This is a genomic window from Plantibacter sp. VKM Ac-2880 (assembly GCF_015351235.1).
GTDB lineage: Bacteria > Actinomycetota > Actinomycetes > Actinomycetales > Microbacteriaceae > Plantibacter.
The window spans coordinates 1,719,700-1,743,413 of sequence record NZ_JADKSJ010000001.1; the positions used below are offsets into that span (position 1 = coordinate 1,719,700).

A 23,714-nucleotide genomic window follows, 5' to 3' on the forward strand; every position below is an offset into this window, starting at 1 on the left:
GTTTCAAGCGCGATGGCGCTGCAACCGGTCCTTGTCGCATGACGACGAGGACCCCGCTTCAAGTGCGACGGTCGGACTTGAACGACCACGCCTACCAGCCTCGTCAATCGGATGGGAGGTATCGGACAGGTGGGAAATCACTTCCCACCTCTTCAGGATCACAACCGAGGTGACACGTTTGTGTCAGGTGTCCGGTCTCGGACAGGTGAGGAACTTTCCTCAGGACGAAAGGGTGTCCACAGCATGGACGTCCTGACCCAGGGGCAGGTCCCGCCACCCCTTCATGGCGTAAGACCTCCGGGGTCAGACCGTTTTCACACACGGAGCATCGGGATCTTTTCCCCACCAGGCCGACCCATGCACGTAGGGTGCTCAACAGTAGACAGAGCGAAGGAGCTCCCATGCAAAATATCCTGGAAGCAGCTGATTCTCTTCACAAGGCTCTTCGGTCGGGTGTATACCGATGGCCCCGCATCAGTTGGGAGGAGATTGAAGATCCTTCGGGAGACGCCTACCACTCCCTCTTGTCACGACTTCTGGTCGTTCTGTCGCCTACAGAGATCGTTTTTGCCTCCGGCGCAGTCACGGGATCCGGGGCTGACGCGAATGTGTCAGCCGGCGTTTACACGGCGGACTTGGTGGTCCAGATCACGAGAGAAAGCGGTTCGTCAATGACAGTCACCGTTCGACCTCGCTCAGCACTGCGCTCACTCGAGGTCGATTCGGCCCCAGTGAAGACGTCCTCAGACTGGGGCATCAACGCTGTTTCATTCGCTCTAACGGCTACGTACGACTGGGGGACTATCCCGATCGCTCTTGATGATGTTCCCGAGGCAGCCAGAAACTTGATCGTGCAGGAGCTGACGGCCGACCTCGCCAGATCCGACGCCTGAGTCGGGACCGGACGTCGGCCGCTTCTACTAGTGTCCCGCTCATGCCCGCCTGGTCCCGCCCGAAGTCAATCCGGCTCGACTTGCGGACTTGTTCCGTAGGCTGTTCTCACGTGCTTCGACCTGGACCCCGTCGGACTGTGCGCAGCGGTTCGACAACCTGGTTGAGCTTGCTCCCGATGGGTCGCCCGGAACGGAGCACGATCATGGGGACACTTGTCTACGGCCACCGCAGCGCAGCACGCGTCGAGGTCGACGACGTGCTGCTCGCGCATCTGAAGACCGTCGCGCTGACGAAGCTCCGCCGCAAGGAATCGTTCGCCCTGACCATCCACGGCATCCCAGGCCGAACCACGCTGTGGATCCACCCCTCGACCCCGTTGCAGTTCCACTTCGACGCTGACGACCGCGTGGACATGGATCGCGAGCTGATCCAGGACCTCATGCAGCACGCCAACACCGGCGAAGTCACCATCCGCGACGGAGCCGCGCAGCTGCACATCGTCGACTGACGCCGGAGGGTAGTTCGTGCTCCTCGCCGGAGGCAAGCGCTCTTCCTGGTTGCAACCCAATATCTAGAGTCGTTCATGCAGATGCGGGCTAGCATCTGTGCCGATGCACACTCCCATCCCTGGGCGTCGGCGCGGCTGCGAGGCCGGGGGTCCAACCGCCTCGCAGCCGCACCCTGAGCGCAGAAGTGAGCTGCTGATGGTGCAACATGTCCGCATGACGGCCGAAGAGGCTGCGACGGTCAGTGCCGTCCTCGACGCCGCGCGCCGGAACGAGGCCCCGACTGAGCTGATCGGCGCTGCCGCGGACTACATGCGCAGCGTCTACCTCGAGGCAGACCGCCGCCGCCTTCCCGAGACCGTCGCGGCGACCAAAGTCGCTTGGACGAGGCTCGCCGCATTCAGTGTGGATCACGGCGAGGTTCGATCTGGTCGACCAGCCGCCGAACGACGCTGAGTGAGTCTTTCGATGGTGAAGCTCCGGGGCAGCTACCGTCGACGCCGATGGTAGCTGGTCGTCACGAGGCGGCGTCCCACCTGCGCGTAAGGCTGCAGTGCCGCGCGGAGGGCGGCGGCGTTGTCGTCGCCGAGGTCAATCTCATAGCTACGGCCGTCGACACCGAATCGGACAGTCTCGCCTGTGCCTGGCGGGATGTCGGTTCCGTCGAGGTCGTCAATGAGCGTGATGATGGTGCGCTTGGCCATGCGCTTCATTCTGGCAGAGGCGGGTCTGCCCACCCGACGTCGGAACCACCCGTTACGTTTCCTCTATGGCCACCTGGATCCGTCCGAAACCGATTCGGTTCGACCAAGACACGTGGGTCGTCATCCGCAACGACCCCGAAGTACCGAAAGCTGTGCTCGAGCGCCGGCGAGAAGGCGGCGGTGAGGACGTGTTCTTCGTCACTCGGTGGGCGCTCGACCCTGCGGACCGCGTCCTCATGGGCACTACGCCCACGCTCGAGCGCGCGGACATGATGGTGCGGTGGGACCTCCCGGTGAAGCGTGATGGTCGGGATGGGCCACCGAACGGGATCGACGGCGACGGGGTGCAACGACGACGGTAGGTACAATTCCGGCCTTCCGATCCACTGCTTTCGCCTGAGCGAAGCGCGACCGCCGGTACTGTACCCCTATGGGCGACTTGATCGACGCGGTGAAGAGTGCGGAATTGTGGCAGCTGGCCATACTCTTGGTTGCCATCGTGGCAGGTTCGAGTGGCCTGAGTGCACTGATCAACAGCGCATTTTCTTCGCGCACCTCAAGCAGAGACTTCAGGCGACAGATTCGAGCTCAGGCGCTCGAGGTAGTGGGCACTAGCTACGCGCTCTATCAGTTCTATGGCAACGCGCCGGCCACGCCAATCGATCCTGACCGTGACCAGAAGGTGGCTAATGCGTCATCGGCATTATTGGTGGGGGTTGCCCAGATCGGCGACGTTTCCTTACTGAGTCTGGCCAGAGAACTCGTCAAGCAGGGCGAGCTTTTTGCGGGTCAGAACGAGGAGACGAGCGCCGATGACATTGACAGGCGTTTCGCGCTGATGGTCGAAGAGATTAGCAAAGGCGTCCCCGCCTAAGGTCCCGTATCAGAACTAGCTGACGGCGGCGGCCGACGCTGGTTCCACTTCGACCTCATTGCCGCGACGTGCGGAGCTGCTCATCAGGTCCAGCAGCTGTCCCGAGGCGCCAACTAGATTTACTCGACGGATGCCCCGTTCACCCAGGGCTCCAAACAATGCGTCAAGGAACGAAGGCGCCGCGCTGGCCACTGCCCGTGCGTAGACGGTGACGTCCGAGACAGAAACGTCGTCTCCCAGAGACTCCTGCACGAGCTGCTCAGCAGCGTTTCGCGTGCCGGCCAGACGGGGCAAAGTGATGGAAGCTCCCATGATGGCACCTCTCCTTGCGTTGCTTCGATCTTAACACGCTGCTCGGGTCCGAGGCCGCTGATTATACGCCAGCCTCAGGCGCGTCGCGTAGGGAGGACGCACGAGACGAGCGAGCCCGCCTGAACGCCGACGAACGCCCCTTTAGAGCCGGTGGGAGCGCAGCCAGAGCCAAAAGACAACTTCCGGTTCCCGCCGAAGATCTTGAACGATCCACCGAGGCCGCTCACGTTGTCCCGGATCGACGACAACCCGTATCCCCGATTTCTTTCGCCTGTCGCGCTCACACCAGGGGCAACAGCCATCGCAAGCGCGCTGTCATGATCCGTGGCACCGATGCGTGACAGGCTCCCCAGGAAGCCGACCCCGCTGTCTCCAATCGCGAACCCAAAATCTCCGCGATTTGGGAAGTACTGCGCCATCACATAGCCGTGAGTTGTCTCCGCGTGAAAGCTGACATTCTCGCCAGCTTCGCACACGGCGCTGAACAGTTGCGCGGCGATGTCGGCTCCGTGCGGCTCGGCGAATGCGTGCACGCTTGTAGCCAGTGCGTGGACCTCCGACGAACTACTGAACATCTGCAGTTCGATCAGCTGGTTTCCTTGGTGCCATTCGCGCACCGACCCAAAGCCGTGGCGGATGTCCAACCCATCGAGGATGTGGGGTACGTGTGCTCGCGCCAAGTAGTTGGAGACGTTGTCTGAGGTCGGCGCACTCACGAGCACCGAAGTTCCGGAGCGAGCAATCTTCTCGAGCTTCGTCACCATCGCTACGATGCCCTCTGGCGTCGCAAATCGAACCCTTTCGAGATTGAGGTGCAGGTCATCGAAAGACTCGGACAATTCAGTCACTGAGAGCGCATCGAGCGTTCCAGCCACGATGTGTTCCATTGAGTTGTCCTTGGTTGTCGGCCGCGCGCTCGTCTCCCATGAGGTTACCGTCCAACTCCGTGTATGCCTGCTTTTCAGGGTCCAACAGAACCGGTTCGAGTACGGAACGACGAATAGCCCTTCCCGAGCCCACCTTTTGGTGGGCTCGGGAAGGGGCCGATGGATCTACCGGCCGAGACCGTTCTCGAGCCCGATGCGTGACGTGGTCTCGTAGTCGTTGACGACGATTCGCGCTTCGCCGTTCGCCATTTCGCGAAGGATCCCGAACAGGTGGCCGTCCATCGTGATCGGACGGTCCGCCGGTAGGCCGGACGCCGGGGCGACGGGCGCCACGAAGGTGGGTCCGCTTACGTAACCGCCCTCCGCAAACCCGGGACCCCCAGGATCCGCCCGGTCTCACCCCAGATATCCAACGACCGTGCACGCTTGGACGGTGCGTGCGGGATGTACGCCTCGCCGCCCGTCTCCGGTTCACCCCACACGCGCCACGAACCAGGCCGGGCGATCTGCGCCACGTGGTTCTCTCGCATCCCGCCGGCAGCGAAGTAGCTGACCACTCCACCGTTCGCCTGCGGGAGGAACGCTGTCGGCCCGTTGCCGTAGATCGCTTCACCCGTGGTTGTCACTCGGATGATGGCGTGACGTTCACGAGCCAACTGCGCCAACTCAGCCTCAGCCGCAGTGACACCGGTCAACGAAGCTGCCGTGTTGATGTTCGACGGGATCAGCCCCAGCGAATCGGCGTAGGCCTCCGCTGCAGCTCCCGTGATGCCGAACTGCGCCAACGCAAGGATGAGCTCGTCACGGCCGCGCTGCACCGCAGCCGTAGCACCATCCTGCGAACCCGTCTGCTCCAAAATGGCAGCAGCAGAGTTCAGCGCACTCTGCGCGGAGTTCTGTCGAAGCCCGCGAGGGGCGCTCGACGTCGGGCCTTGGACATCCTCGCTTGAATGCCGATGTCACAAAGCGTCGGCTGCGGGATAGCCTGCTCACCGTGACCGACCCAGCCGAACTCTCCGACCTCGCGATCAAGATGTTCCAACGCGAGATCCATCGTCAAGCAGAATTTGCGACGGTAGCAATCCGCGATGTGGAGGTCATCGTGAACTCGGATCAACCAGACAGCATCCGGTTCTGGTACGCCATGGATGCGGCGCTCGGGGCGATCGCACGGCTCAGCGACATCCTGTGGCCCGCCAAGAATCGGGGCCCAGACGTAGCAAAGGTCCGAGCACGAGGTCAGGCCCTTCGTGCGCGTTTCGGCATCGGAGAATCCACGTATCTCGCCGACAAGAGCGTGCGGAACTCGCTCGAGCACTTCGCCGAACGAATGGACGACTGGGCAGAGAAGACGAGCGGCGCGGGATTCTTGGACTCTCACATCGGGCCGTTGAGGAACGTTCGAGGGGTAAATGAGCACGACATAGCGCGCGTTTTCGACACTGACACGGCAATCGTCAGGGTCTTTGATCAATCTCTCGACATCCGCGCGACGATGGCCGAATTAGCGTCCATCGAGGTCCTAGTGCCAGACCCGGACGAAGTGTCCTGGTAACGAACAAGAGCCCCCTCCGAGCTCACCCGAGGATGAGCCCAGAGGGGCTGCCTGTTGCCTACGCAGCGATCGACCCGAACTGCTTCCACACACCGGGAGAGCCTGCCGTGGTGCACACCGCGCCAGTGAAGCCACCAGCGGCTGGCGCTCGGTACTCGATCCGCGTGCCAGCATCCCACGCCAGCGTCGTGTCCGTTGGGATCGCCTCCGGCCAGGGGTTTCCGTTGTGACGGAGGTTGCCGCGTGTGCGCAGCGTGGACTTGCCCGTGCCCGTGTCGTTGCGGACAATGCCCGGTGTAGCGGTTCCCAGCACGTTGTCCTCGACCTGGAAGTTCTGCGTGCGCCCGGTGTTGGCCGAGTTCTGCGTGACCTGGATGTCGATCGGGAACCCGCCAATGTTGTTGCCGAGGATCTGCTGCAGGTTGTCGTCGTTGAACGAGTCGCTGATCGCGTGGATCCCGACGCTGCCGGCGGGCTGGTTGGCGAGTGAAGAGATCACGTTGCCGCGAGCGATCTGCGGGGCCGTTCGAGCTCCACCTCGAGGACGGGCCAACTCGATCGCGGTGAACGCTTCAGCCGCGACGATGTCGTAGGTCAGCGTGTTATTCGAGATGTTCAGGATCCGGAAGTTGGTCGCGTCCCACTTGATGTAGACGTTCCGGAAGGTATTTCCAACCACCGTGATGTCGGACGCGCCGTCGTGCCCGAACTGTGCCATCACGCCGACTCCGCTGATCGCGTTGCCGCTGATCGTGATGCCCTTGTTCTGCGTGTTGTCGCCAGAGTTATAGATGCCGACCGTGAGACGCCCCGCATTGGTCTGCACGACCGTGTTGCCGGTGATCGACACATCGCGGTTGTAGAAGAAGACCGTGATGCAGCCATTGAATCCGTCCTTGGCGGTGTTGCCGGCGATCGAAACATTCCAGCAGCCCTCGACGTCGATGCACACGTCACCGCACGTGCGGACCGTGTTGCCTTCGATGGTGACGTTCTCGCCCATCGAGCCCCAGATGCCGCCCATTCCAATGTCATACACGAGGTTGCCGGTGATGACGAGGTCGCCGCACTTGCGGGCGTTGACGACCACGCCGTCGTTCGCAGGGTTCGAGTTACCACCCCAGAACTGCACGCCGTGCCGGTACAGTGAGATCCGGTTGTTCGTGATCGTGACGCGGCGCGTGTAAGGGATGAGGACGCAAGCGAGGTCAGGGCCACCGACGATACCCGTGCACTGGTTGTCCGTGATCGTGATGTCCGTGCAGATCGCAGCTGTCCCGTTCGCGTACGTGACACCCGGGTTGGTCGACAGGAGTCGTGGCCCTTGCAGCACGTTCCGTCGCATCGTGATGTTCGAGGCGGCAGCCGTCGCCAGGAGCACCACGCTCGTCGATGTCGTACCGGCGAATTTCAGGCCCTCGATCAGAACGTCGCTGATGCCCGGTGCGGTGAACGCCGAAGCGAGGGAACCCATGTCGATCACCGCGTTCGGGTTCCCGATGAGGTGCGTCCCAGAGAGGAGCGGCACCGCGGTGGCGAACGCGAGCGCACCGGAGATGTACACCGGAGCGATACCCGCGGCGGCGATGACCGCAGCCTTCACCTTCAGGTCACCCGTGGCCCCCGCAAAACCGTCCGCGTGGAACCATCCCGTGAGGGCGTTCTTCTGCGGAGTGGGCAGCTTGGCGTAGCGGGTGTCTGCGACCCCGGCTGCAACTGCTTCGGCGATCGCCTGCTGCGTAGGAAGGACGTTGGCTCCATCGGCTCCTGCCGGACCGCGCACATTACCGGCGACCTTCGTGGACCCGTCAAGCTTCGTGAGGACGAGATTGTCGCCGACGACCGTGCCGTCCTCGATGGTGCTCGGAGAGAAGGGGAGCGCGTCGAGAACCGACTCGGGCAACTGCATAGTTTCGGCATCAACCGAAATGAGGTATTTGGTCATAGTGGTTCACTGCTTTCTGGTTGATGGAAGAGCCGGCAAGCAACGCTTGAGTGCTCTAGGTGAGCTCGATGGAGGGCGGGTGGGAACCTTCAGGTGCCTCCAAACCCGCCATTTGGAACGCAGAAACCCAGCAGCCCCGCGAACGGGAACTGCTGGGTTCTGTGGAAAAAAATCGGGGAGGGACGTTGGCTAACTCCGGAGGTCCTTCAGGATGCGGAGGGGGCGGACCTGCCCCTGGGTCTGTGTGCCCGCCTGTCGTCTCGCCTGCTGCTCGATGAGTGTTTGTGTCACCTGCTGTCGCGGGTGCGCAGCATGGCTTCGTACAGCTCGAGGAAGCCATCTGTGATGGTGAGGCTGATCTGTGTGGTCTGGTTGATGAGCACGGATGTGTCGGGACTGATGGGCAGTGGCCGGCAGTTGCGTGATGCGGCGACTGCTGACTTGAGTAGCTGTCGTGCTTCCGCTTCGGGTAGTTCGAGGACGTGGTCGTTGATGCGCACGATCCCTCGTCGTTCGGTCATGGGTTCAGCCGAAGTAGGCGTAGTGCATTGCTCGCTCCATCGTTGACTCCTGCTCTTCTCGGACGTCCATGAGGTCCTTGGCTGCTTCTGCTGCGCTGGGCTTCTCGGCCGCAAACAGGTTGATGGCGCCGGTGTACCGGTGGTCGAGGGCTTGACGGAACACGGCGTAGGCGAGGGAGTCGTCGCTGTTGCGGAGGGCACGGCTGATGACGCGTTCTGCTTCGTCGGCGTCTGTGATCTTCTCAGCACGGTCCTGTGCGTCCCGGAACGCGATGATGTCGCTGGCGGTGTGACCGACCTTCGAGTCGAGTACGCGTTCGAGATCCTGTGCGCGATCGGTGACGAGTGCCTTCTCTTTCTCGAGGAGAACCTTGAGCGCGCTCTTCGCTGCGGTCGTGTTCTGGGCGAGGAGCTCCGACCGGTAGGTGTCGCTGATGTTGCCGTCCTTGGAGATGCGGCCGTGTTCTGCGCTGTATCGGTTCTGCAGTGCGTCGGCTTCCTTGCGGACGTTGAGGATCTGTTCCTTGAGGAGGTAGTTGGACATGATGGTTCCTGTCTTTCGGGCACGCCGAAGGTGGTGGGTGAGCGGGTGTTCTCGCTCAGGCTGTGGTGGTTCCAGCTACTTCCAGGATGGTTGGACTGCCGCCGGGTGCCGTTGGTGTGTGCCGCCGGCGGCAGTCTCCCAATGCCCGTCAGCTCGGATGCGAAATCGGACCTGCGTGAGGCCGCATCTCGAATGCGGCCTCACGGGTCAGGTCGCGTTTCAAACGCGAGATGTTCTTACTTCGGCTAGGGCTGCTGGTTCCGCGTGTAGCGCCGCACGGATGCTCGACTGATCTGCCAGCGCCCGTCGACGAGCTCACCTGCAAGGCGCCCCTTCTCGCATGCATCCCGCACACCCCGCGGTGAGAGATGCAGTTGTGTCGCGGCTTGCCTGGTGGTCAGTGTCGGTGAAGGGGTGGGGATTGAATCCAGCCCCTTCTCGTCTCCTGTCGGGTTGTATGCGAGCGCGGCGCGGTGCAGGCTGCTGAGCACGTTGTAGACCTCAGCGTCCTGCATGTCCCGTGCCGCGAGACGGAGCCTGTCGAGCGGGACCGCCTTCTTCAGGTAGGCGGCCACGTGTGCAGAGACAATGACGATCGGCCCGTCCTGCCCATGAAGCCAAGCGTCAGGAGACTTCGTCATTGTCGACCCCCTGCATCCCGACGAATCCGACGATCTCTTGGAACCTCAGATCTTGGATGTGATTGGCAACTATCGCATCGAGTTGATCAAGCCGATCCAACGCCCCGGCCAGGCTCCCTCCGTGGAGTGAGATGAGCATGTCTCCAGCGGCGAGGGTGAGCAGATGCAGGACGTCGATTCGTGCATGCTCTATGTCGACATCCATCCCTTGGTAGAGCGCGTCTGCAACCTCGCCGGCGTTGAACGAGCCAGAGACGTTCAACGCCGCTCGGATGAGTCGATGTGCTGCGACGTACGCTTCAGCCCGTCGTCGTTCGATGTCCCACGTCATGACTGCCCCTTCCTGCTGGACCATCGCTTGCCGGCCCAGATACCGCCGGCTGGACGCGCTGCCGCGGCGTAGTCGCGGCAGAGGGCCAGCAATGGGCACCTGTGGCAGATGTACTCGAGGCTGTCGGCTGGCTGATCGTCGAGGATGAACCGTCCGTCGTCTTGGCATCCCGGAGTGTTGCGCTCCATCGCTTGGTTGAGTGCGGTGAACGCTGCTTCTGCTCGTGCGGTCATCCTCGAACCTGCCCTTCGAGGTCGATCGATACGAGTGCGTGTCTGCCGACGCATCGGCCTCCGCAGCCTGTTCCGGCCATCTGGTTGAGCGCGGATTGTGCTTCCTCTGCTGTTCCCCACAACGTTGCCGTCGGTATACGGCACCAGGCGATGACTCCGAATGCGCCGCTGCCGCTGCACCATGCGAGGTTGCGGATCGCGCAGCGGAGGAACGTGGGGGCCGAGCGATGACGGCTGTTGCAGTTGTGGCGCCTGTAACGGGTGATCATGCGATGTCCTCCGTCCACTGCTCCTTGCTCCCCGAACCCCTGTGTGGGGAGCGGGGAGCAGTGTCGATTGGCTGTGTGTTATTGCTCCCGGAGCGCTCCCGGAGCGCAGCTTCTCGGTGCTCCTCTGCTCCCCACATAGGGGTTTGAGGAGCGGGGAGCACCACGGTGGGTTCGCCTGCCAGTCGCCATGCTCGGAGAGCATCGAGTGATCTGGTACTTCCCCATCCCAGGCGTTCCTTCACGTTCCGCTGACTCGATGGCGGGGGAGAGAGTTCCGAAAGGATCTTGATGTCTTCGTCAGAGACACCTACCGGCTTGACGCGCTCGCCTGCAGCCGGCGGGATGAACGTCCACCGGATGTCGCCGTTCTCGTCCCACATTTTGAACGTCGCTGCCAACGGTTCCCGGTCGTCGCCTCCTGAAGCAGCTCTCAGACCGCCGTGACGGTCCTTGTTGATCGCGAGCTGAGCTTTACCTCCAACTCCAGGTTTGAACGCCTCTGCGACGGTCACGCGGAGGCTTGTGCCGCCGATGGCACGCTTCTTCGCAGCGGTGCCAGTTGACCCAAACGACTGCGAATCAGTGTTCTTCGCGAGGTGATCGATGAGGATGACGGCTGCGCCTGACTTCGCGAGTGGCTTGAGCATCTCCGTGTGCACTCGACTGAAGTCGTCGGGTGAGTTACTGGACGCTCCACAGAGCGGCATCAACTCGCCGAGAGAGTCCATGAGCACGATGGATGGCTTCCATGCCCCGGTGTCAGCGACGATCGCAGTGAGCTGCTCGGCGTCGTCTGGTGCGCAGTACCTGAAGCGTTCGGGGTTGCGGAGGATGTCTTCGTCGGCTCCCATGGCGATCAGGCGGGAGATGGTCGCTCGAGCTCCGTTATGGTCGAGGTCGATCACGATCGCGTTCCGACCGCGGTTGAGCTCGTCGACCAAGGCGCACTGTGCGATGAGCGTCTTACCGGACTCGGGGTGTCCGAAGAGCAAGTTGATCTGCTCTTCGTAGAAGAGTCCAACGAGGTCGCTGCGCAGACCGACCGTCGGAGCGGGGGCGGCGAGATCGCCCATGTCGAGGAGCTGGGCGACATTGGCGTAGTTGTCGTCGTTCACTGTGCACGCCCCTTTACCTGGACGGCTGCGAAGATGGTTCGTGCGACGTCCCTCTCTGTTACGAGAGCGCCGGCACGATCAGCGTCAGCGATCGCCTCATCGATGCGACGCTGCTTCATCTCGGACAGAGACTTGCCGGGGTTCATCGCGAGTTCGTAGTAGCGGTCAGCGTCGGCCTGTGCCTGATCGAGATGGTCGCCCAGAGACTGGGCGCCGGCAGCGTAGGCGACATGCCACCAGGCTGCGAGTGCCGGAGTGAGCTGCCAGATCGCGATGGAGCCATCCATGAGCCTCCAGAGGGTGGCTTCCAGCTCTGTCTCAACAGACGCCCCGACGAGTTTCGGAGTGTGCTGCGCAGGCCGTGGGAGAATGGAGGTGTCCCGCCGCCCAGCGAGAACTTCGGCCGTCTGGTTGCCCGCCAGGCGGCTTTCTCGTGCCGCGTTCATCGTGCACCTGCTGTCACGCCGATGATCTGGCCTCGAGACAGTCCCGCCTGCCGTACCGCGCGCGCGTCATAGCCGCGCCGGTCGAACGTGTCTACGTTGTGGGCGGCTGACTCTCCGGTGGGGTCTACGTGCGTCATGCAGTATCCGAGGAGCTCGGCAGCCGTTGCGACCGTGCCGCCCTTGCGGATGTGGGCGCGAACGAGCCTCGAGCACTTCGACGGGGAGAGGTCCAATGAGCGCTCTCTGGCGAACATGACGGCACGGCGGACGAGTTGATCGACCGAGGTGGTCTGGCCTTCCTGTTCGTGATTCCAGGTAGCGGGAGAGGTTGCGGCGTTCAAGCGGCACCACCGCCTGCTGGACGCAAGAGCGCGGCGATGCGGGCGCGCTGGTCAGGGGAGAGCGGTGGTGCTTCCTCGATCAGCCGGCGAATGTAGTCTTCGGCACGGGCGGCCTTGAGGTTGCTTCGTGCGGCTACGAGATCCGGGTCGTCAGCGGTGCGGGAGCGAGACAATGACGCGACTTTGGCGCGTTCAGTGGTCCAGGACAAGAGAAAACCTCCGAGCAGGGAGAATCTTCCTCTGCTAGGAGGTTGGAGCAACCAGGGGGCTATCTTGAATGGATCTCACGAGGAGTGCCCAGCGCTGTGCTTGCTTCGAACGTTAGCACCTAGTCGGTCTTAGGAGCTTCGACACGCCCAGTGAATGCCCGCAACGATATCTCCCTTATTCCGATGCCCCATAGTTCCGCGATTAGGCCATAGTGCGCGGCGGGATTGCCGATCCTTCGGGCGAACCGGCACTTTGGGCACTTGAGATCCCAAACCACGCGGAAGCCTGGCTGCTCGAAGACATCAGGGTCGTGTCGCTCACGGTCGATGTACTCGTTTTCGTCCAGCCAATGCGTGAACGGGGGATAGACCTTGGTGAGGGTGTCGGAGGAAGGCTCGGCGTAGCCGCTCGTGCTTTCGTGCCAGCCCACGGATCCGTTGTGTTCGCTCGCGAAGACGGTCCCGATACGCCACTTCTCGTGCGGCGCGTCCTGGGGTCCACGGCAGTAGAAGGACAGGTAGGGCTCGTCGCTTCGCATGATGTTTCGCCGGCCGCCCTTCAAACGGAAGGCGCCACGTTTCGTGCGACTCATTGCCTCTCCAATCTTGCCGGTCGTAGGTGCGCCGTATGTCGCACCTGATCCCTTCTAGTGATGGATCCGATTTGGAATCCGACCCATGCCGTCCTCGCACCTGGTTGAAGGTGATGCACCTGCATCAGGTGGAAGTTCACAACTTAGTTGTGACCTGAGCCCCGGACGAGCCACGGTTGGAACGGGCCGGGACGTCGCGAGCAGGCAGAGTCAAGATTCCTTCCCGCTTTCGGCGCGCCGAGACGCCCGTGTAAATCTGTGTCGTTGAGAGACTCGAGTGGGCGAGAAGCTCCTGGATCACGCGGATGTCGACACCGTTCTCGATCATGTCGGTCGCGAACGCGTGACGCAAGGAGTGAGGAGTCAAATGCGGGTCGGTGATGCCCGCCCGCTTCTTCGCCAGAGTGATGAGGTTCGTCACGGACGAACCATGGATGTGCCCGTCGCGCTCACCGCGAGCGGGAAACCACCAGCCCTGTGAGGGCATAGACCGCGCGAGCTGTTTGATGACCGGATGCAGCGGGAACGTGCTGACCTTCGCGCCCTTGCCCACCGTGCGGATCGTGCCCTCGAGCAAGTCCAGGTCATCTGCGTGGACGCGGGCGATCTGCGAGACCCTGAAGCCTTGGAAGTAGCCGATGAGAATCATGGCGCGCGTCTTGCGGTAGGCCCCACCTTCGATCATTGCCGAGATCTGATCCTGGCTGAACGGCCGCGGAACACCACGCGGTGCCGATACTGTCGGAAGCTTCGACGCGGGGTTGTCAACGCGGTAGCCGTCTTCCTGCAGAAAGCTGAAGAAGGCGATCATTGCACCGCGGTAGGTGCGTCTGCTGCCTGCAGAGATGCCCTCGCGTCCGACCTGTTTGCGGAGGTCGGACGCGGTTACGTCCATGGGCCCGCGTCCACAATCACGCGCCAGCGTGCGCAAGATGCTGTGTCGGTTCCTTATCGTCGTGTCAGACAGGCCCTGAGAGCGTTGGAAGTCCGCGAAGTCAGACAGGACCTCAGCCCAGCCGTCAATCTCGCCCACCAGACGCAGACCGAAGCCCTGATGAGCGGGGTCGCGCGGTCGGGGCGCTACTGCCACGTTCGCCATCAGTTCGCCTCTTTGATCGAACGGAGCTCGGATGCTGCGGCGCCCAGAATTACCGCAAGACTCAGCGCGGCGTCTGCGTCGAGCTCCTCTGTTGGAGGGTTCTGGATGATGATGCGAGGGGGCCCCCAGGGGTAGAGCTGGCCGGCGGCCTCGCGCTCTCCGTCCGGAGTGGTGTGGTCCTCCATGATGATGCCGAACGCCTGTTCCACCCGCGCGCTCGGATCGACGTCAGGGTCTGATTCACCGTCTGCAGTGAACAACCGTCCGCGGTACTTGATGGTCAGCTCGGGCCATTCGTTGCGCTGAACGATGACCTCTGCGGCCCATGAAGGGGCGGTAAACGGCAAGGGCGGGAGTTCCACGTGCTCCAGCCAGTACAGCTTGCCCAGCAGCTCCGAGTCTCCCTCGCTCGCGTCGGGCAGGACGTCCATGCGGGGATCGCCCGCTTCGATCGGGCGGCTGGTGATCGCTCGGAGTCCACAGACTTCAGAGATCCAAGCATTCAGTCCCATTGAGGGCTGAGGTACGGTAGTCATGTTCATCTCATTTCAGTTGGGATTGTTCTCGCCCTCGTCGCCCTGCCAGGCGCCGGGGGCATTCTCTGTTAGGTGGGAAGCGATTTCCCACCTGCTCAAACGGGGCCTAGCTGCGCCAAACGATTGAGATGCTCTCGGGGTCGAATCTTCGACCGCTGCCCGCCGGCTGAATTGTGACGGTCAGAAGCGTCTCCACGACTTCGCGTTGCGCGGCGAGGGGCAAAGCGGTCCACTTCGTTCTCACGTCTCCACCGGCTAGCTCGGCGACGATCGTCTGCGGTTCGCTCAGACGTAATCTGTGCTCGAGCTGGCTTCGCTCATCCCGCAGACGGCTTGTAATGCGCTTGAGCTGAGCAGCGGTGATCTCGTCGGAGGCGAACTGATCGGCGATGATGTCTAGCTTCGCGTCGACACCGGCGATCAACTCGCGGCACTCGTCTGCCGCCGCGCCGTCGTTCTGCGCGAATAGGTCCAATGCATCGTCCCTCGAGAGCCTGCCGATCAGAACTTCAGTGACAAGAGCGTCGACGGGTTCTTGCTTGCGGCGGACCTTGAAGCACTCCGAGCAGTGGTAAGACGGCTCCTGGCGCTTCGCTGTGCCGTCTGACCCGACCGACAGCAAGCGACCGATCTGACGCCTCATTGCGCCGCCGCAGAGACCGCAAAGGGCGATGCCGCTCAAGAGGTATTTGTACCCAGGGCCTACATGGTTCGAGCGGCGGGAAGGATCCGTGAGGAGCGCAACGAGCTGGTCATGGGTTTCTACCGAGTAGATCGGTTCGGTGGTGGACCTACCGATCACCTTCCCTTGGTACTGACGCAAACCAGCGTTGGTCGGCCGAGTCAGGATTTGGCGGAGGATTGTTGAGTTCCACAGTGGCGCTTGAGGGCCGTGGATGCCTCGCGTATTGAAGTCGTTGACGATGGATCGCAGCGACTCGTGAGCGAGCACACGCCGGGCCGCCTCACGAACCACCGCGGCTTGTTCGTCGTCCACCACGTCCTTGCGAACCGATCCGACAATTTGCCCGTCACTATCGGTCTCCGAGACGCGGCGGAATCCGTAAGGGCTGTAGCCGTGCGGTTCGCCCTTCTCGGCTTTCTCCTGAAACTTTCGTTTGAGCCGGCGAGACATGCTCTCGACCTCGCGACGAGCGACCGTGCCCTTGATGCGTGCCATCATTCGTCCGTCTGGCGTGGAGATGTCAATGTCTCCACCAACGTTGGCGAGGGCGAGTCCGTAGTTGTTGGCCATGTCGATGACGTCTTCGAGCTCCCTGGGTGTGCGTGTGAGCCGGTCCACATCCCAAACAACGATCGCGTTGATGTGGCCGGCTTTGATGTCGCTGACCATTCGGTCGTAAGCGGGACGGCGCTTGGAGCGAGTCGCGCTGACGTCGTTGTCGATGTACATCTCGACGACGTCCCATGAGCGCCGACCAGCTTCACGCCGGCAGTCCTGCTCCTGGCGCTTGACGCCAAGCTCAGTGCCTTCCGTGTCCTTGCTGATTCGTGCGTAGATGCCGGCTCTCATGTGAAAGAGGTTATAACTCACTACCGACACCCCTCGTCTTCCTGATCCTGCCCCTGTCCATCATCATCGCCGTCTTCCCCGGAGTCTTCGTGCTCCGCACCGGCTTCTAACGAAAGGTCCCACATGTCCTCCCCCCTGCTCCCGCAACGCCTCCGCGACCGAGGCCGGGCCCTCCTCGACGAGGACCGCGGCGACGTGCCCGGTTGGGTGCTCATCACCCTCATGACGGCGGGGCTCGTCCTCTTGATCTGGGGTGTCGCCGGCCCCGCCCTGACGCAGGTGTTCGAGCAGGCCATCGAGCGTGTCTCCGGTATTTGAGCCCGGCGGAGGACGCCTGCGTCGTCGGTGCGCTCAGGAGGAGGACGGTTCGGCAGTCGCCGAGTTCGTGTTCGTCGGTGCGATGCTGACGATCCTGATGATGTCCGTGGTGCAACTCGCCCTCGCGTTGCACGTGCGGAACACCCTGATCGACGCCGCCGCCGAAGGGGCCCGTCTCGGAGCCCTCGCAGACACCGAACTGCTCGACGGCGCCGACCGGACACGGCATCTCGTCGCCGTGGCGGTGGGGGAGGCCTACGCGGGTGACATCCGGGCATCGCTTGCGGATCGTGGTGGCGTCGACGTCGTCACGGTGACCGTCCGAGCTCCGCTGCCCGTCATCGGGCTGCTCGGTCTCCCTGGCGCGTTGGAGGTGGAGGGGCGTGCGGTGTTGGAGACGATCGATTGACCGGAGCGACCGATCGGCGACCGCACGGGACGACGACGGTTCGGCATCGTTGGAATTCATCACCGTCGGCCTGGTCCTGCTCGTCCCGTTGGTCTACCTCATCGTCGCGCTCTCGGAGATCCAGGCGGCGGTGCTGGCAGCAGACGGAGCCGCCGTGCAGGCGGCGAAGTCGTACGCACGAGCACCGGACGACGCCACGGGTCGGGCCCGCGTGGACGACGCACTCGCGCTCGCGCTGGCCGACTTCGGGCTCGACCGATCGGCAGCTTCGGCGCAGCTCCGCTGCCTGCCAGCAGGCCTGCCGTGCGGCCAACGGGCCGGATCCGTCAGCGTGAGGATCGACATCCTGGTGGCCCTGCCGCTCATGCCCGACGTCGTCGGGTCGTGGGGAGCGGTCCCGGTGTCCGGATCCGCGACGGCCCCGGTCTCACGATTCGACGACCGCGACAGTGAGGCCGGATGACAGGCGGTCGATCGGGTCCGGCCAGCCGTGACCTCCGCACCGATGACGGATCCACCCTGCTCCTGACGATCGGCTTCGCAGCGGTGGCGCTCGCGGTCGTGCTCGTCGGGATCGCCGCGACCTCGCTGTACGTCGAGCACAAGCGCCTCCTCGGGCTCGCCGACCGACTCGCCGCAACCGCTGCCGAGTCGTTCTCGATCGACGACGTCACCCTGTTGCCGGACGGCACCTTCCGGCCGGTCCTCGACGACGCCGCCGTGGCGTCGAGCGCCCACGCGACACTCGCCGCCGAGGGCCCAGGTGCCCTCACCGACGTCGAGATCCTCGAGGCCGTCACTCCGGACGGGCGGGGCGCGGAGGTCTCGTTGGCATCCGAGTGGCGTCCACCCATGCTGACGCTGTTCGTGCCGGCGGGTGTTCGGATCGAGGCGACGGCGAACGCCCGCAGCGTGTTCTGGTGACCACGACCGGTCGTGCATGACCGATCAGGGGAAGGGCCGCGAGCCGCGGTCGATGAACCGGGGGATGAACCGGAACAGGAGGAACGCGCCGATCAGGCCGACACCGCCGATGGTCCCCGCGGCGAGGGAGATCGATGCGGCCGCGGTGATCCCGGACATCGCCAGGGGAGCGGCGGCGGTGCCGGCGTCTCCGAGGAATCGGTAGGCGCCGAGGAACGGCGCCGGTCGGTCCGGCGGTGCGAGGTCCGATCCGAGGGTCATGAGGATCCCGCTGCCGAGACCGTTCGAGAGCGCGAGTACCAGGGCGACGGCGACGAACCACACCGCGGCGCTGTCGAGGTCGTGCGTGAACGCCAGGATGATGAACCCGGAACCCAGACCCACCATCGAGGGGACGGCCGTCCAGATCCGGCCCCAACGGTCCATGATCTGACCGCTGGCATAGAACAAGGCGAACTCGACCGCTCCGACGACGCCGATGATGAGCGCCGTCTCGGTCTCGGACAGGCCGATGCTCACCGCCCACAGGGGGAGGAGCACGGCACGGCACGACCGCATCGCCCCGACGAGCGCTGCGGTGCTCCCCATCCGGGTGAGCACGGCGCCGTGGGTGCGGATCGCGGCGAGCAGCCCGCTCGACTCCGCTGCCGCGAGTTCCTCACCCTCGGTTCGGGCTTCGCCGTCGGTGCTGCGGGTCGGGCTCGGCCGACCGAACATCTCGGCCGGGTCGGGGAGGACCAGCAGCGTGACCGCGGACCCGACGCAGCAGACGACCATGACCCAGAATGCGGCCTGCGAGGTGCCGGTCAGATGGATGACGCCCGCGGCCAGGAAGGGGCCGATGAAGGTGCCGGCGCGGAAGACCCCGCCCAGCGAGGAGAGGGCCCTCGCGCGGTAGCGGATCGGCACGTACGTCGTCATGAAGGCATGTCGCGCGAGGCCGAACACCGCCGTCGCGAGGCCGATGCAGAAGATCCCGAGCGCGAGGACGAACGGGTTCGGCGAGATCGCCGCGGTCGCGACACCGACGACGGCGAGCAGGGCCGCCCACATCATCGCGAAGCGCTCGCCGATCCGGCTGACGATCCACCCCGACGGAACGTCCCCGACGAGCTCTCCGAGCATGATGAGCGACGAGATGACACCGGCGACGGCCAGGGTCGCGCCGAGGTTCCCCGCCACAGCGGGGATGATCGGGATGATCGCGCCCTCGCCGATCGAGAACAGGAGGGTGGGGAGGAAGACCGCGACCGCGACGGAGCGCAGGTTGAACGGGCGTTCTTCGGAAGTCATCTGCTCGATCGTACGCCCGCGGCACTGCGCGGTAGGCTGATCCCAAATGTTTGACTTGGACCTCTCCACACAGATCAGTACCCTCCGCTCGACCTTCGACGACATCCGCAGCGTCGTCGGCGTCGACCGTCTCGAAGCCGAGATCGCGACGCTGAGCGAGCAGGCGGGTGCCCAGGATCTCTGGGACGACACCACCAACGCGCAGAAGGTGACGAGTGCGCTCAGTCACCGTCAATCCGAGCTCGCCCGCATCACGAGCATCGCGAACCGTCTCGACGACCTCGAGGTGCTCATCGAGCTCGCCACGGACGCCGAGGACGAGGAGTCGGCCGAGGAGGCCCGCCAGGAGCTCATCAGCCTCCAGAAGGTGCTCGGCGACCTCGAGGTCCAGACCCTGTTGAGCGGCGAGTACGACCCGCGTCCGGCCGTCGTCACCATCCGTGCGGGCGCCGGCGGTGTCGACGCCGCCGACTTCGCCGACATGCTCTTCCGCATGTACCTGCGATGGGCTGAGCAGCACAAGTACCCGGTCACCGTCATGGACACGAGCTACGCGGAGGAGGCCGGGATCAAGTCGGCCACCTTCGAGGTGGACGCACCGTACGCGTTCGGCACCCTCAGCGTCGAGGCCGGGACGCACCGGCTCGTCCGCATGAGCCCGTTCGGCGCTGCGGGCAAGCGGCAGACCAGCTTCGCCGCCGTCGAGGTCATCCCGCTCATGGAGGAGACGGAGATCGTCGAGATCCCCGAGTCGGACATCCGGGTCGACGTCTTCCGATCGAGCGGTCCCGGCGGCCAGTCGGTCAACACGACCGACTCCGCGGTCCGGATCACCCACCTGCCGACGGGCACGGTCGTGTCGATGCAGAACGAGAAGAGCCAGATCCAGAACCGTGCGGCCGCCATGCGTGTGCTGCAGTCCCGGCTGCTGCTCATCCAGAAGGAGCAGGAGGCGGCCACCAAGAAGGAGCTCGCCGGCACCATCACCGCGAGCTGGGGGGACCAGATGCGCTCGTACGTGCTCGCGCCGTACCAGATGGTCAAGGACCTGCGCACGGAGCACGAGCAGGGGAACCCGGCAGCCGTCTTCGGCGGCGATCTCGACGGATTCATCGCCGCTGGGATCCGGTGGCGCTCGATGTCGAAAGCCGAGTAGTCGGCGGCGGACATAGTGTTCGCCCAGCCCTCGTACAGGGTACGGATCGCGGGCGTGTCCTGCCCGCAATCGGCACGTCGCTCCTTAAGCTCAAGGAGCCATGATTCGGTTTGATCACATCTCCAAGAAGTATCCGGGAACCTCGCGTCCCGCACTCAACGACGTCGATTTCGAGATCCTTCGCGGAGAGTTCATCTTCCTCGTCGGTGCCTCGGGATCCGGGAAGTCGAGCTGCCTCCGCCTGATGCTGAAGGAGGACAAGCCGAGCAAGGGCAAGATCCACGTGCTCGGCCACGACCTCGGTTCGATCTCGAACCGCAAGGTCCCCTACTTCCGTCGCAGCCTGGGTGTCGTCTTCCAGGACTTCCGGTTGCTCCCGAGCAAGACGGTCTACCAGAACGTCGCCTTCACGCTGCAGGTGATCGGCAAGTCGCGTGGATTCGTCCAGGAGGCCGTCCCCGACGTCCTCAAGATGGTCGGTCTCGACGGGAAGGCACAGCGACTCCCGCATGAGCTCTCCGGTGGTGAGCAGCAGCGTGTCGCCATCGCCCGGGCGATCGTGAACAAACCGCAGATCCTCCTCGCCGACGAACCGACGGGAAACCTCGACCCGGCGACCAGCGCGGGGATCATGCAACTGCTCGAACGCATCAACGCCGGTGGGACGACCGTCGTCATGGCGACCCACGAGGCCGGCTTCGTCGACCAGATGCAGCGCCGGGTCATCGAGCTGCAGGACGGCCAGATCGTCCGCGACGAACGCCACGGCGGGTACGGCACGACCGCCGCCATCCCCGGGCTCGTCCGTGGATCGTCGAAGGCCGCCGCGCCGTCCGCCCAGCAAGCACCGATCGCGGTGTCGACGCCGGCTGCGCCCGTCGCAGACACCCCGTCGGTCCCGGTGACGACCACGACGTCCTCCGTCGCAGCGAACTCCGAACCCACGACGAGTGCGGTGGCTGCGGCCGCTGTCGCCGCCACCGCCGCCACGCCGACGGCTTCCACGGCGGCATCCCCGTCAATCGCGCTCTCGCGCGATTCCTCGCCGCAGACCGCCGCGGAGGAGTCGACGACCGGCGGCTCCGTCGCGACGCCGATCGAGGAGCCGGTCGTCACGCCCGTCAACGAGCCGGAGTCACCGGTCGTGCGAGCCGAAGAACCGTTGCAGGACGCGACCGAGGCCGAAGCGTCGACGCCGGACGACGAGACCGCACTGCCCCCGGCCGATGCGGTCCCGGAGGTCGCGCCGCCACAACGCCTGAGTAACGCCACCGGCCCCATCGGGCTCCCGGCGCGCAACGAGATCGACCCGATCGAGGTCGAACACCTGTCGCTCGCCGAGCGGCTCGGCCTGCGCGCCGCCGCGCGCGGCTCTGAAGACGGAGAGCAGAACGTGGGGCCGACCAAGTGAGACTCGCACTGATCTGGTCCGAGGTCTGGAACGGCCTGCGCCGCAACGTCTCGATGGTGGTCTCCGTCGTGCTCGTGACCTTCATCTCCCTGACCTTCGTCGGAACGGCCGTGCTCCTGCAGATGCAGATCGGCCAGATGAAGAACTACTGGTACGACCGCGCTCAGGTCGCCATCTACCTGTGCACCGCCGACAGCGCGGGCGACACCTGTGCCGCCGGGGCGGCCACCGAGGAACAGCGTGCCGCCGTGCAGAGCGCGCTGGAGTCGTCCACCCTCGCGCCCTTCGTCGACAAGTTCTACTTCGAGGACCAGGCGCAGGCCTTCACCAACTTCCAGGAGCAGTTCAAGGGCAACGACATCGCGCAGTTCGTCACCGCCGATCAGCTGCCCGAGACCTTCTGGGTGAACATGAAGGACGCATCGCAGTCCGATGTGCTCGTCGAGGCGTTCTCGGGCGTCGCAGGCGTGGAGCAGGTGACGGATCAGCGCCAGTATCTCGACCAGATCTTCTCGGTCTTGAACATCGCCAGTTACACCGCGATCGGGATCGCCGCGCTCATGCTCGTCGCCGCGGCCCTGCTGATCGCGACCACGATCCGGTTGTCGGCCTACTCGAGACGCCGGGAGCTCGGCATCATGCGGCTCGTCGGTGCGTCGAACCGGTTCATTCAGACACCGTTCATCCTCGAGGGTGTGTTCGCGGCGCTCATCGGATCCGTCCTCGCGGCCGGGGCGGTGATCACCATCGTCCAGGTGTTCGTCCAGGGATACCTGGCAGACCGCATGCGGTACGTCAACTTCGTCGATCTCGGAGACGCCTTCGTGGTGTTGCCGATCCTGTTGCTCGTCGGCGTGCTGTTGGCGGCGATCTCAGCGAACTTCGCGATCTCTCGGTACCTCAAGGTCTGAGTCGGCGGCCGGTGTCGCCCGTCCAGCCGGACGTGCGTTAGACTGACAGGCTGCCGCGATCGCGGCCGGTCCGTCCGACGGATCCGAACCAGAACGTCAGGAGTACTCCGTGCCGAGGGAACGCGGCGAGAACGTCGTGGCCACGAACCGCAAGGCCCGCCACGACTACACGATCGAGGACACCTACGAGGCCGGCATGGTCTTGACGGGTACCGAGGTGAAGTCGTTGCGAGCCGGCCGCGCGTCGCTCGTGGACGGCTACGCCTTCATCGACCGTCGTGAGGCGTGGCTCGACGCGGTGCACATCCCCGAGTACGGACAGGGGACGTGGACGAACCATCCGCCGAGACGCAAGCGGAAGCTCCTCCTGCACCGCGAGCAGATCGACAAGATCGCGCACAAGATCGCCCCGGGTGGGTTCACGCTGGTGCCACTGAAGATCTACTTCAAGGACGGCAAGGCCAAGGTCGAGATCGCGGTGGCGAAGGGTAAGAAGGAGTACGACAAGCGGCATGCCCTGCGCGAGAAGCAGGACACCCGCGAGGCGGCTCGGGCGATGGCCACCAGGAACCGACTCGGCGAATAGGGTGACACCGCCGCCGCCGCGCGGTACACTTGAAAGCTGCACCGCAAGGTGCTCGTTCGCCGCTCGCGGCGGATTGACAACTCGACAGCGTGTGACAACGACCCTCTTCACCTCGGCGACGAGGAGTTGAGCGCATGGGGATGATCGGTTTCGACATTGCCTGCGAAACTGCGAGAAGCGGGTCGAGGATGCAGGGTTATCTCGTTAACGATCTCTGCAAAACAACAAGTGCCAACTCTAAGCGCACTGACTTCGCCCTCGCTGCTTAAGCGAGCCCGATAGTCCGTCAGACCGAGCGTGTCCCCGTCTCGGATCCTGGCGTCATCTAGGGGACTTGCTGGATGACGGAGCCGCGACGTCATCCGGGACTTTTCCTCGGCTGGGCCTGTCGACCAAGATGCCCTTGTCAATGGTCGGGGCCGAGTAGAACGTGTCAAGGGATACGCCCGTAGAAGGCGCAGAATCACAGCAGTGGACGGGGGTTCAATTCCCCCCATCTCCACACCTGGTCGTTGTCACACGCCGTCGGTTCGACGTGAGGCCTCCGCTTCGGCGGGGGCCTTTCGTCGTGCTTGGGGTCAGGCGCGCACCAGTGGGCTGCTAGCCTGGGAGTCCAG

At 64.0% G+C, this 23,714-nt stretch carries 32 protein-coding genes and 1 other RNA gene; 15 read left to right on the forward strand and 18 right to left on the reverse strand.

The features are described from left to right. Positions 1–401 precede the first annotated feature (401 nt). From ITJ57_RS08250 to ITJ57_RS08260, 3 genes are all read left to right on the forward strand, one after another. Positions 402–893, forward strand: coding sequence for a hypothetical protein (locus ITJ57_RS08250; RefSeq protein WP_194669608.1), 492 nt, complete (start codon positions 402–404; stop codon positions 891–893). Positions 894–1,096: 203 nt separating this feature from the next. Next, complete coding sequence (locus ITJ57_RS08255) at positions 1,097–1,402, forward strand: hypothetical protein (RefSeq protein ID WP_194669609.1); 306 nt, start codon at positions 1,097–1,099, stop codon at positions 1,400–1,402. A 214-nt stretch (positions 1,403–1,616) separates the two neighbouring features. Beyond that, positions 1,617–1,856, forward strand: a complete 240-nt coding sequence (locus ITJ57_RS08260; RefSeq protein WP_194669610.1) for a hypothetical protein — start codon at positions 1,617–1,619, stop codon at positions 1,854–1,856. 32 nt (positions 1,857–1,888) lie between these two features. Here the strand turns inward: ITJ57_RS08260 and ITJ57_RS08265 are convergent, their stop codons facing one another. Next, positions 1,889–2,104: an Lsr2 family protein gene (locus ITJ57_RS08265; RefSeq protein WP_194669611.1), complete on the reverse strand. Its 216-nt coding sequence runs from the start codon at positions 2,102–2,104 to the stop codon at positions 1,889–1,891. 188 nt (positions 2,105–2,292) lie between these two features. Here ITJ57_RS08265 and ITJ57_RS08270 point away from each other — a divergent pair, with 188 nt between their 5' ends. Next, complete coding sequence (locus tag ITJ57_RS08270; RefSeq protein WP_194669612.1) at positions 2,293–2,466, forward strand: hypothetical protein; 174 nt, start codon at positions 2,293–2,295, stop codon at positions 2,464–2,466. A gap of 68 nt (positions 2,467–2,534) precedes the next feature. Beyond that, positions 2,535–2,978, forward strand: coding sequence for a hypothetical protein (locus ITJ57_RS08275; protein WP_194669613.1), 444 nt, complete (start codon positions 2,535–2,537; stop codon positions 2,976–2,978). Positions 2,979–2,993: 15 nt separating this feature from the next. Here ITJ57_RS08275 and ITJ57_RS08280 read toward each other — a convergent pair whose 3' ends face one another. From ITJ57_RS08280 to ITJ57_RS08295, 4 genes are all read right to left on the reverse strand, one after another. After that, the gene (locus tag ITJ57_RS08280; RefSeq protein WP_194669614.1) at positions 2,994–3,290 is read right to left on the reverse strand and encodes a hypothetical protein; all 297 of its coding nucleotides are present in this window, start codon (positions 3,288–3,290) and stop codon (positions 2,994–2,996) included. A 74-nt stretch (positions 3,291–3,364) separates the two neighbouring features. Beyond that, positions 3,365–4,177: a hypothetical protein gene (locus ITJ57_RS08285; protein ID WP_194669615.1), complete on the reverse strand. Its 813-nt coding sequence runs from the start codon at positions 4,175–4,177 to the stop codon at positions 3,365–3,367. 165 nt (positions 4,178–4,342) lie between these two features. Beyond that, positions 4,343–4,510 (reverse strand): hypothetical protein, encoded by a 168-nt coding sequence (locus ITJ57_RS08290; protein ID WP_194669616.1) that lies wholly within the window; start codon positions 4,508–4,510, stop codon positions 4,343–4,345. 14 nt (positions 4,511–4,524) lie between these two features. After that, positions 4,525–4,995, reverse strand: a complete 471-nt coding sequence (locus ITJ57_RS08295; RefSeq protein ID WP_194669617.1) for a hypothetical protein — start codon at positions 4,993–4,995, stop codon at positions 4,525–4,527. A gap of 176 nt (positions 4,996–5,171) precedes the next feature. Between ITJ57_RS08295 and ITJ57_RS08300 the strand changes: the two genes are divergently transcribed. Next, entirely contained in the window at positions 5,172–5,732 is a 561-nt protein-coding gene (locus ITJ57_RS08300) for a hypothetical protein (protein ID WP_194669618.1), read from the forward strand. A gap of 58 nt (positions 5,733–5,790) precedes the next feature. Here ITJ57_RS08300 and ITJ57_RS08305 read toward each other — a convergent pair whose 3' ends face one another. The 12 genes from ITJ57_RS08305 to ITJ57_RS08360 form a co-directional block, all read right to left on the reverse strand. Beyond that, the gene (locus ITJ57_RS08305; protein WP_194669619.1) at positions 5,791–7,635 is read right to left on the reverse strand and encodes a right-handed parallel beta-helix repeat-containing protein; all 1,845 of its coding nucleotides are present in this window, start codon (positions 7,633–7,635) and stop codon (positions 5,791–5,793) included. A gap of 329 nt (positions 7,636–7,964) precedes the next feature. Beyond that, positions 7,965–8,198 carry a hypothetical protein gene (locus tag ITJ57_RS08310; protein WP_194669620.1) on the reverse strand — a complete coding sequence of 78 codons (234 nt, stop codon included), beginning with the start codon at positions 8,196–8,198 and terminating at the stop codon, positions 7,965–7,967. Between the two features lie 4 nt (positions 8,199–8,202). Then, entirely contained in the window at positions 8,203–8,742 is a 540-nt protein-coding gene (locus tag ITJ57_RS08315) for a hypothetical protein (RefSeq protein WP_194669621.1), read from the reverse strand. Between the two features lie 245 nt (positions 8,743–8,987). Further along, positions 8,988–9,383 (reverse strand): helix-turn-helix domain-containing protein, encoded by a 396-nt coding sequence (locus ITJ57_RS08320; RefSeq protein ID WP_194669622.1) that lies wholly within the window; start codon positions 9,381–9,383, stop codon positions 8,988–8,990. Then, on the reverse strand, positions 9,367–9,714 hold the full coding sequence (locus ITJ57_RS08325) for a hypothetical protein (protein WP_194669623.1): 348 nt from the start codon (positions 9,712–9,714) through the stop codon (positions 9,367–9,369). The genes ITJ57_RS08320 and ITJ57_RS08325 overlap by 17 nt, the downstream gene beginning before the upstream one ends. After that, on the reverse strand, positions 9,711–10,130 hold the full coding sequence (locus tag ITJ57_RS19780) for a WhiB family transcriptional regulator (protein WP_370582271.1): 420 nt from the start codon (positions 10,128–10,130) through the stop codon (positions 9,711–9,713). Before ITJ57_RS19780 ends, ITJ57_RS08325 begins: the two co-directional genes overlap by 4 nt. An 82-nt stretch (positions 10,131–10,212) precedes the next feature. Then, complete coding sequence (locus ITJ57_RS08335; RefSeq protein WP_194669625.1) at positions 10,213–11,331, reverse strand: recombinase RecA; 1,119 nt, start codon at positions 11,329–11,331, stop codon at positions 10,213–10,215. Beyond that, positions 11,328–11,777, reverse strand: a complete 450-nt coding sequence (locus tag ITJ57_RS08340) for a hypothetical protein (protein WP_194669626.1) — start codon at positions 11,775–11,777, stop codon at positions 11,328–11,330. Before ITJ57_RS08340 ends, ITJ57_RS08335 begins: the two co-directional genes overlap by 4 nt. 669 nt (positions 11,778–12,446) lie before the next feature. Further along, entirely contained in the window at positions 12,447–12,920 is a 474-nt protein-coding gene (locus ITJ57_RS08345; RefSeq protein WP_194669627.1) for a hypothetical protein, read from the reverse strand. A 136-nt stretch (positions 12,921–13,056) separates the two neighbouring features. Further along, the gene (locus ITJ57_RS08350) at positions 13,057–14,019 is read right to left on the reverse strand and encodes a tyrosine-type recombinase/integrase (protein ID WP_194669628.1); all 963 of its coding nucleotides are present in this window, start codon (positions 14,017–14,019) and stop codon (positions 13,057–13,059) included. Beyond that, the gene (locus tag ITJ57_RS08355; RefSeq protein WP_194669629.1) at positions 14,019–14,555 is read right to left on the reverse strand and encodes a hypothetical protein; all 537 of its coding nucleotides are present in this window, start codon (positions 14,553–14,555) and stop codon (positions 14,019–14,021) included. The genes ITJ57_RS08350 and ITJ57_RS08355 overlap by 1 nt, the downstream gene beginning before the upstream one ends. Before the next feature lie 106 nt (positions 14,556–14,661). Continuing rightward, the gene (locus tag ITJ57_RS08360; protein ID WP_194669630.1) at positions 14,662–16,089 is read right to left on the reverse strand and encodes a recombinase family protein; all 1,428 of its coding nucleotides are present in this window, start codon (positions 16,087–16,089) and stop codon (positions 14,662–14,664) included. Between the two features lie 123 nt (positions 16,090–16,212). Between ITJ57_RS08360 and ITJ57_RS08365 the strand changes: the two genes are divergently transcribed. The 4 genes from ITJ57_RS08365 to ITJ57_RS08380 are packed head-to-tail and all read left to right on the forward strand — an operon-like array spanning position 16,213 to position 17,740. Continuing rightward, the gene (locus tag ITJ57_RS08365) at positions 16,213–16,407 is read left to right on the forward strand and encodes a hypothetical protein (RefSeq protein ID WP_056007134.1); all 195 of its coding nucleotides are present in this window, start codon (positions 16,213–16,215) and stop codon (positions 16,405–16,407) included. Beyond that, the gene (locus ITJ57_RS08370; RefSeq protein WP_370582272.1) at positions 16,391–16,816 is read left to right on the forward strand and encodes a TadE/TadG family type IV pilus assembly protein; all 426 of its coding nucleotides are present in this window, start codon (positions 16,391–16,393) and stop codon (positions 16,814–16,816) included. The genes ITJ57_RS08365 and ITJ57_RS08370 overlap by 17 nt, the downstream gene beginning before the upstream one ends. A gap of 49 nt (positions 16,817–16,865) precedes the next feature. Then, entirely contained in the window at positions 16,866–17,279 is a 414-nt protein-coding gene (locus ITJ57_RS08375) for a hypothetical protein (RefSeq protein WP_194669631.1), read from the forward strand. Next, positions 17,276–17,740: a hypothetical protein gene (locus tag ITJ57_RS08380; protein WP_194669632.1), complete on the forward strand. Its 465-nt coding sequence runs from the start codon at positions 17,276–17,278 to the stop codon at positions 17,738–17,740. The genes ITJ57_RS08375 and ITJ57_RS08380 overlap by 4 nt, the downstream gene beginning before the upstream one ends. Positions 17,741–17,764: 24 nt before the next feature. On the opposite strand, the gene ITJ57_RS08385 is transcribed toward ITJ57_RS08380, so the two are convergent. Continuing rightward, the gene (locus ITJ57_RS08385) at positions 17,765–19,033 is read right to left on the reverse strand and encodes an MFS transporter (RefSeq protein WP_194669633.1); all 1,269 of its coding nucleotides are present in this window, start codon (positions 19,031–19,033) and stop codon (positions 17,765–17,767) included. A 46-nt stretch (positions 19,034–19,079) separates the two neighbouring features. Between ITJ57_RS08385 and prfB the strand changes: the two genes are divergently transcribed. From prfB to ssrA, 5 genes are all read left to right on the forward strand, one after another. After that, positions 19,080–20,189, forward strand: coding sequence for a peptide chain release factor 2 (prfB, locus tag ITJ57_RS08390; RefSeq protein ID WP_194669634.1), 1,110 nt, complete (start codon positions 19,080–19,082; stop codon positions 20,187–20,189). A 100-nt stretch (positions 20,190–20,289) separates the two neighbouring features. Then, entirely contained in the window at positions 20,290–21,600 is a 1,311-nt protein-coding gene (gene ftsE, locus ITJ57_RS08395) for a cell division ATP-binding protein FtsE (protein WP_194669635.1), read from the forward strand. After that, the gene (ftsX, locus tag ITJ57_RS08400) at positions 21,597–22,511 is read left to right on the forward strand and encodes a permease-like cell division protein FtsX (RefSeq protein ID WP_056007118.1); all 915 of its coding nucleotides are present in this window, start codon (positions 21,597–21,599) and stop codon (positions 22,509–22,511) included. The genes ftsE and ftsX overlap by 4 nt, the downstream gene beginning before the upstream one ends. A 109-nt stretch (positions 22,512–22,620) precedes the next feature. Continuing rightward, positions 22,621–23,097, forward strand: coding sequence for an SsrA-binding protein SmpB (gene smpB / locus ITJ57_RS08405; RefSeq protein ID WP_056007115.1), 477 nt, complete (start codon positions 22,621–22,623; stop codon positions 23,095–23,097). A 136-nt stretch (positions 23,098–23,233) separates the two neighbouring features. Further along, positions 23,234–23,602, forward strand: a transfer-messenger RNA (tmRNA) gene (gene ssrA, locus ITJ57_RS08410). Positions 23,603–23,714 lie beyond the last annotated feature (112 nt).

What these genes read in the sequence shown, in the direction of transcription:
- ITJ57_RS08325 (WP_194669623.1), bottom strand. Translation starts at nt 9,714, where the DNA reads ATGACGTGGGACATCGAACGACGACGGGCTGAAGCGTACGTCGCAGCA.
- ITJ57_RS19780 (WP_370582271.1), bottom strand. Translation starts at nt 10,130, where the DNA reads ATGGTGCAGCGGCAGCGGCGCATTCGGAGTCATCGCCTGGTGCCGTAT.
- ITJ57_RS08285 (WP_194669615.1), bottom strand. Translation starts at nt 4,177, where the DNA reads ATGGAACACATCGTGGCTGGAACGCTCGATGCGCTCTCAGTGACTGAA.
- ITJ57_RS08350 (WP_194669628.1), bottom strand. Translation starts at nt 14,019, where the DNA reads ATGGCGAACGTGGCAGTAGCGCCCCGACCGCGCGACCCCGCTCATCAG.
- ITJ57_RS08265 (WP_194669611.1), bottom strand. Translation starts at nt 2,104, where the DNA reads ATGGCCAAGCGCACCATCATCACGCTCATTGACGACCTCGACGGAACC.
- ITJ57_RS08340 (WP_194669626.1), bottom strand. Translation starts at nt 11,777, where the DNA reads ATGAACGCGGCACGAGAAAGCCGCCTGGCGGGCAACCAGACGGCCGAA.
- ITJ57_RS08385 (WP_194669633.1), bottom strand. Translation starts at nt 19,033, where the DNA reads ATGACTTCCGAAGAACGCCCGTTCAACCTGCGCTCCGTCGCGGTCGCG.
- ITJ57_RS08250 (WP_194669608.1), top strand. Translation starts at nt 402, where the DNA reads ATGCAAAATATCCTGGAAGCAGCTGATTCTCTTCACAAGGCTCTTCGG.
- ITJ57_RS08345 (WP_194669627.1), bottom strand. Translation starts at nt 12,920, where the DNA reads ATGAGTCGCACGAAACGTGGCGCCTTCCGTTTGAAGGGCGGCCGGCGA.
- ITJ57_RS08280 (WP_194669614.1), bottom strand. Translation starts at nt 3,290, where the DNA reads ATGGGAGCTTCCATCACTTTGCCCCGTCTGGCCGGCACGCGAAACGCT.
- ITJ57_RS08380 (WP_194669632.1), top strand. Translation starts at nt 17,276, where the DNA reads ATGACAGGCGGTCGATCGGGTCCGGCCAGCCGTGACCTCCGCACCGAT.
- ITJ57_RS08255 (WP_194669609.1), top strand. Translation starts at nt 1,097, where the DNA reads ATGGGGACACTTGTCTACGGCCACCGCAGCGCAGCACGCGTCGAGGTC.
- ITJ57_RS08315 (WP_194669621.1), bottom strand. Translation starts at nt 8,742, where the DNA reads ATGTCCAACTACCTCCTCAAGGAACAGATCCTCAACGTCCGCAAGGAA.
- ITJ57_RS08360 (WP_194669630.1), bottom strand. Translation starts at nt 16,089, where the DNA reads ATGAGAGCCGGCATCTACGCACGAATCAGCAAGGACACGGAAGGCACT.
- ITJ57_RS08320 (WP_194669622.1), bottom strand. Translation starts at nt 9,383, where the DNA reads ATGACGAAGTCTCCTGACGCTTGGCTTCATGGGCAGGACGGGCCGATC.
- ITJ57_RS08310 (WP_194669620.1), bottom strand. Translation starts at nt 8,198, where the DNA reads ATGACCGAACGACGAGGGATCGTGCGCATCAACGACCACGTCCTCGAA.
- prfB (WP_194669634.1), top strand. Translation starts at nt 19,080, where the DNA reads ATGTTTGACTTGGACCTCTCCACACAGATCAGTACCCTCCGCTCGACC.
- ftsE (WP_194669635.1), top strand. Translation starts at nt 20,290, where the DNA reads ATGATTCGGTTTGATCACATCTCCAAGAAGTATCCGGGAACCTCGCGT.
- ITJ57_RS08355 (WP_194669629.1), bottom strand. Translation starts at nt 14,555, where the DNA reads ATGACTACCGTACCTCAGCCCTCAATGGGACTGAATGCTTGGATCTCT.
- ITJ57_RS08260 (WP_194669610.1), top strand. Translation starts at nt 1,617, where the DNA reads ATGACGGCCGAAGAGGCTGCGACGGTCAGTGCCGTCCTCGACGCCGCG.
- ITJ57_RS08275 (WP_194669613.1), top strand. Translation starts at nt 2,535, where the DNA reads ATGGGCGACTTGATCGACGCGGTGAAGAGTGCGGAATTGTGGCAGCTG.
- ITJ57_RS08365 (WP_056007134.1), top strand. Translation starts at nt 16,213, where the DNA reads ATGTCCTCCCCCCTGCTCCCGCAACGCCTCCGCGACCGAGGCCGGGCC.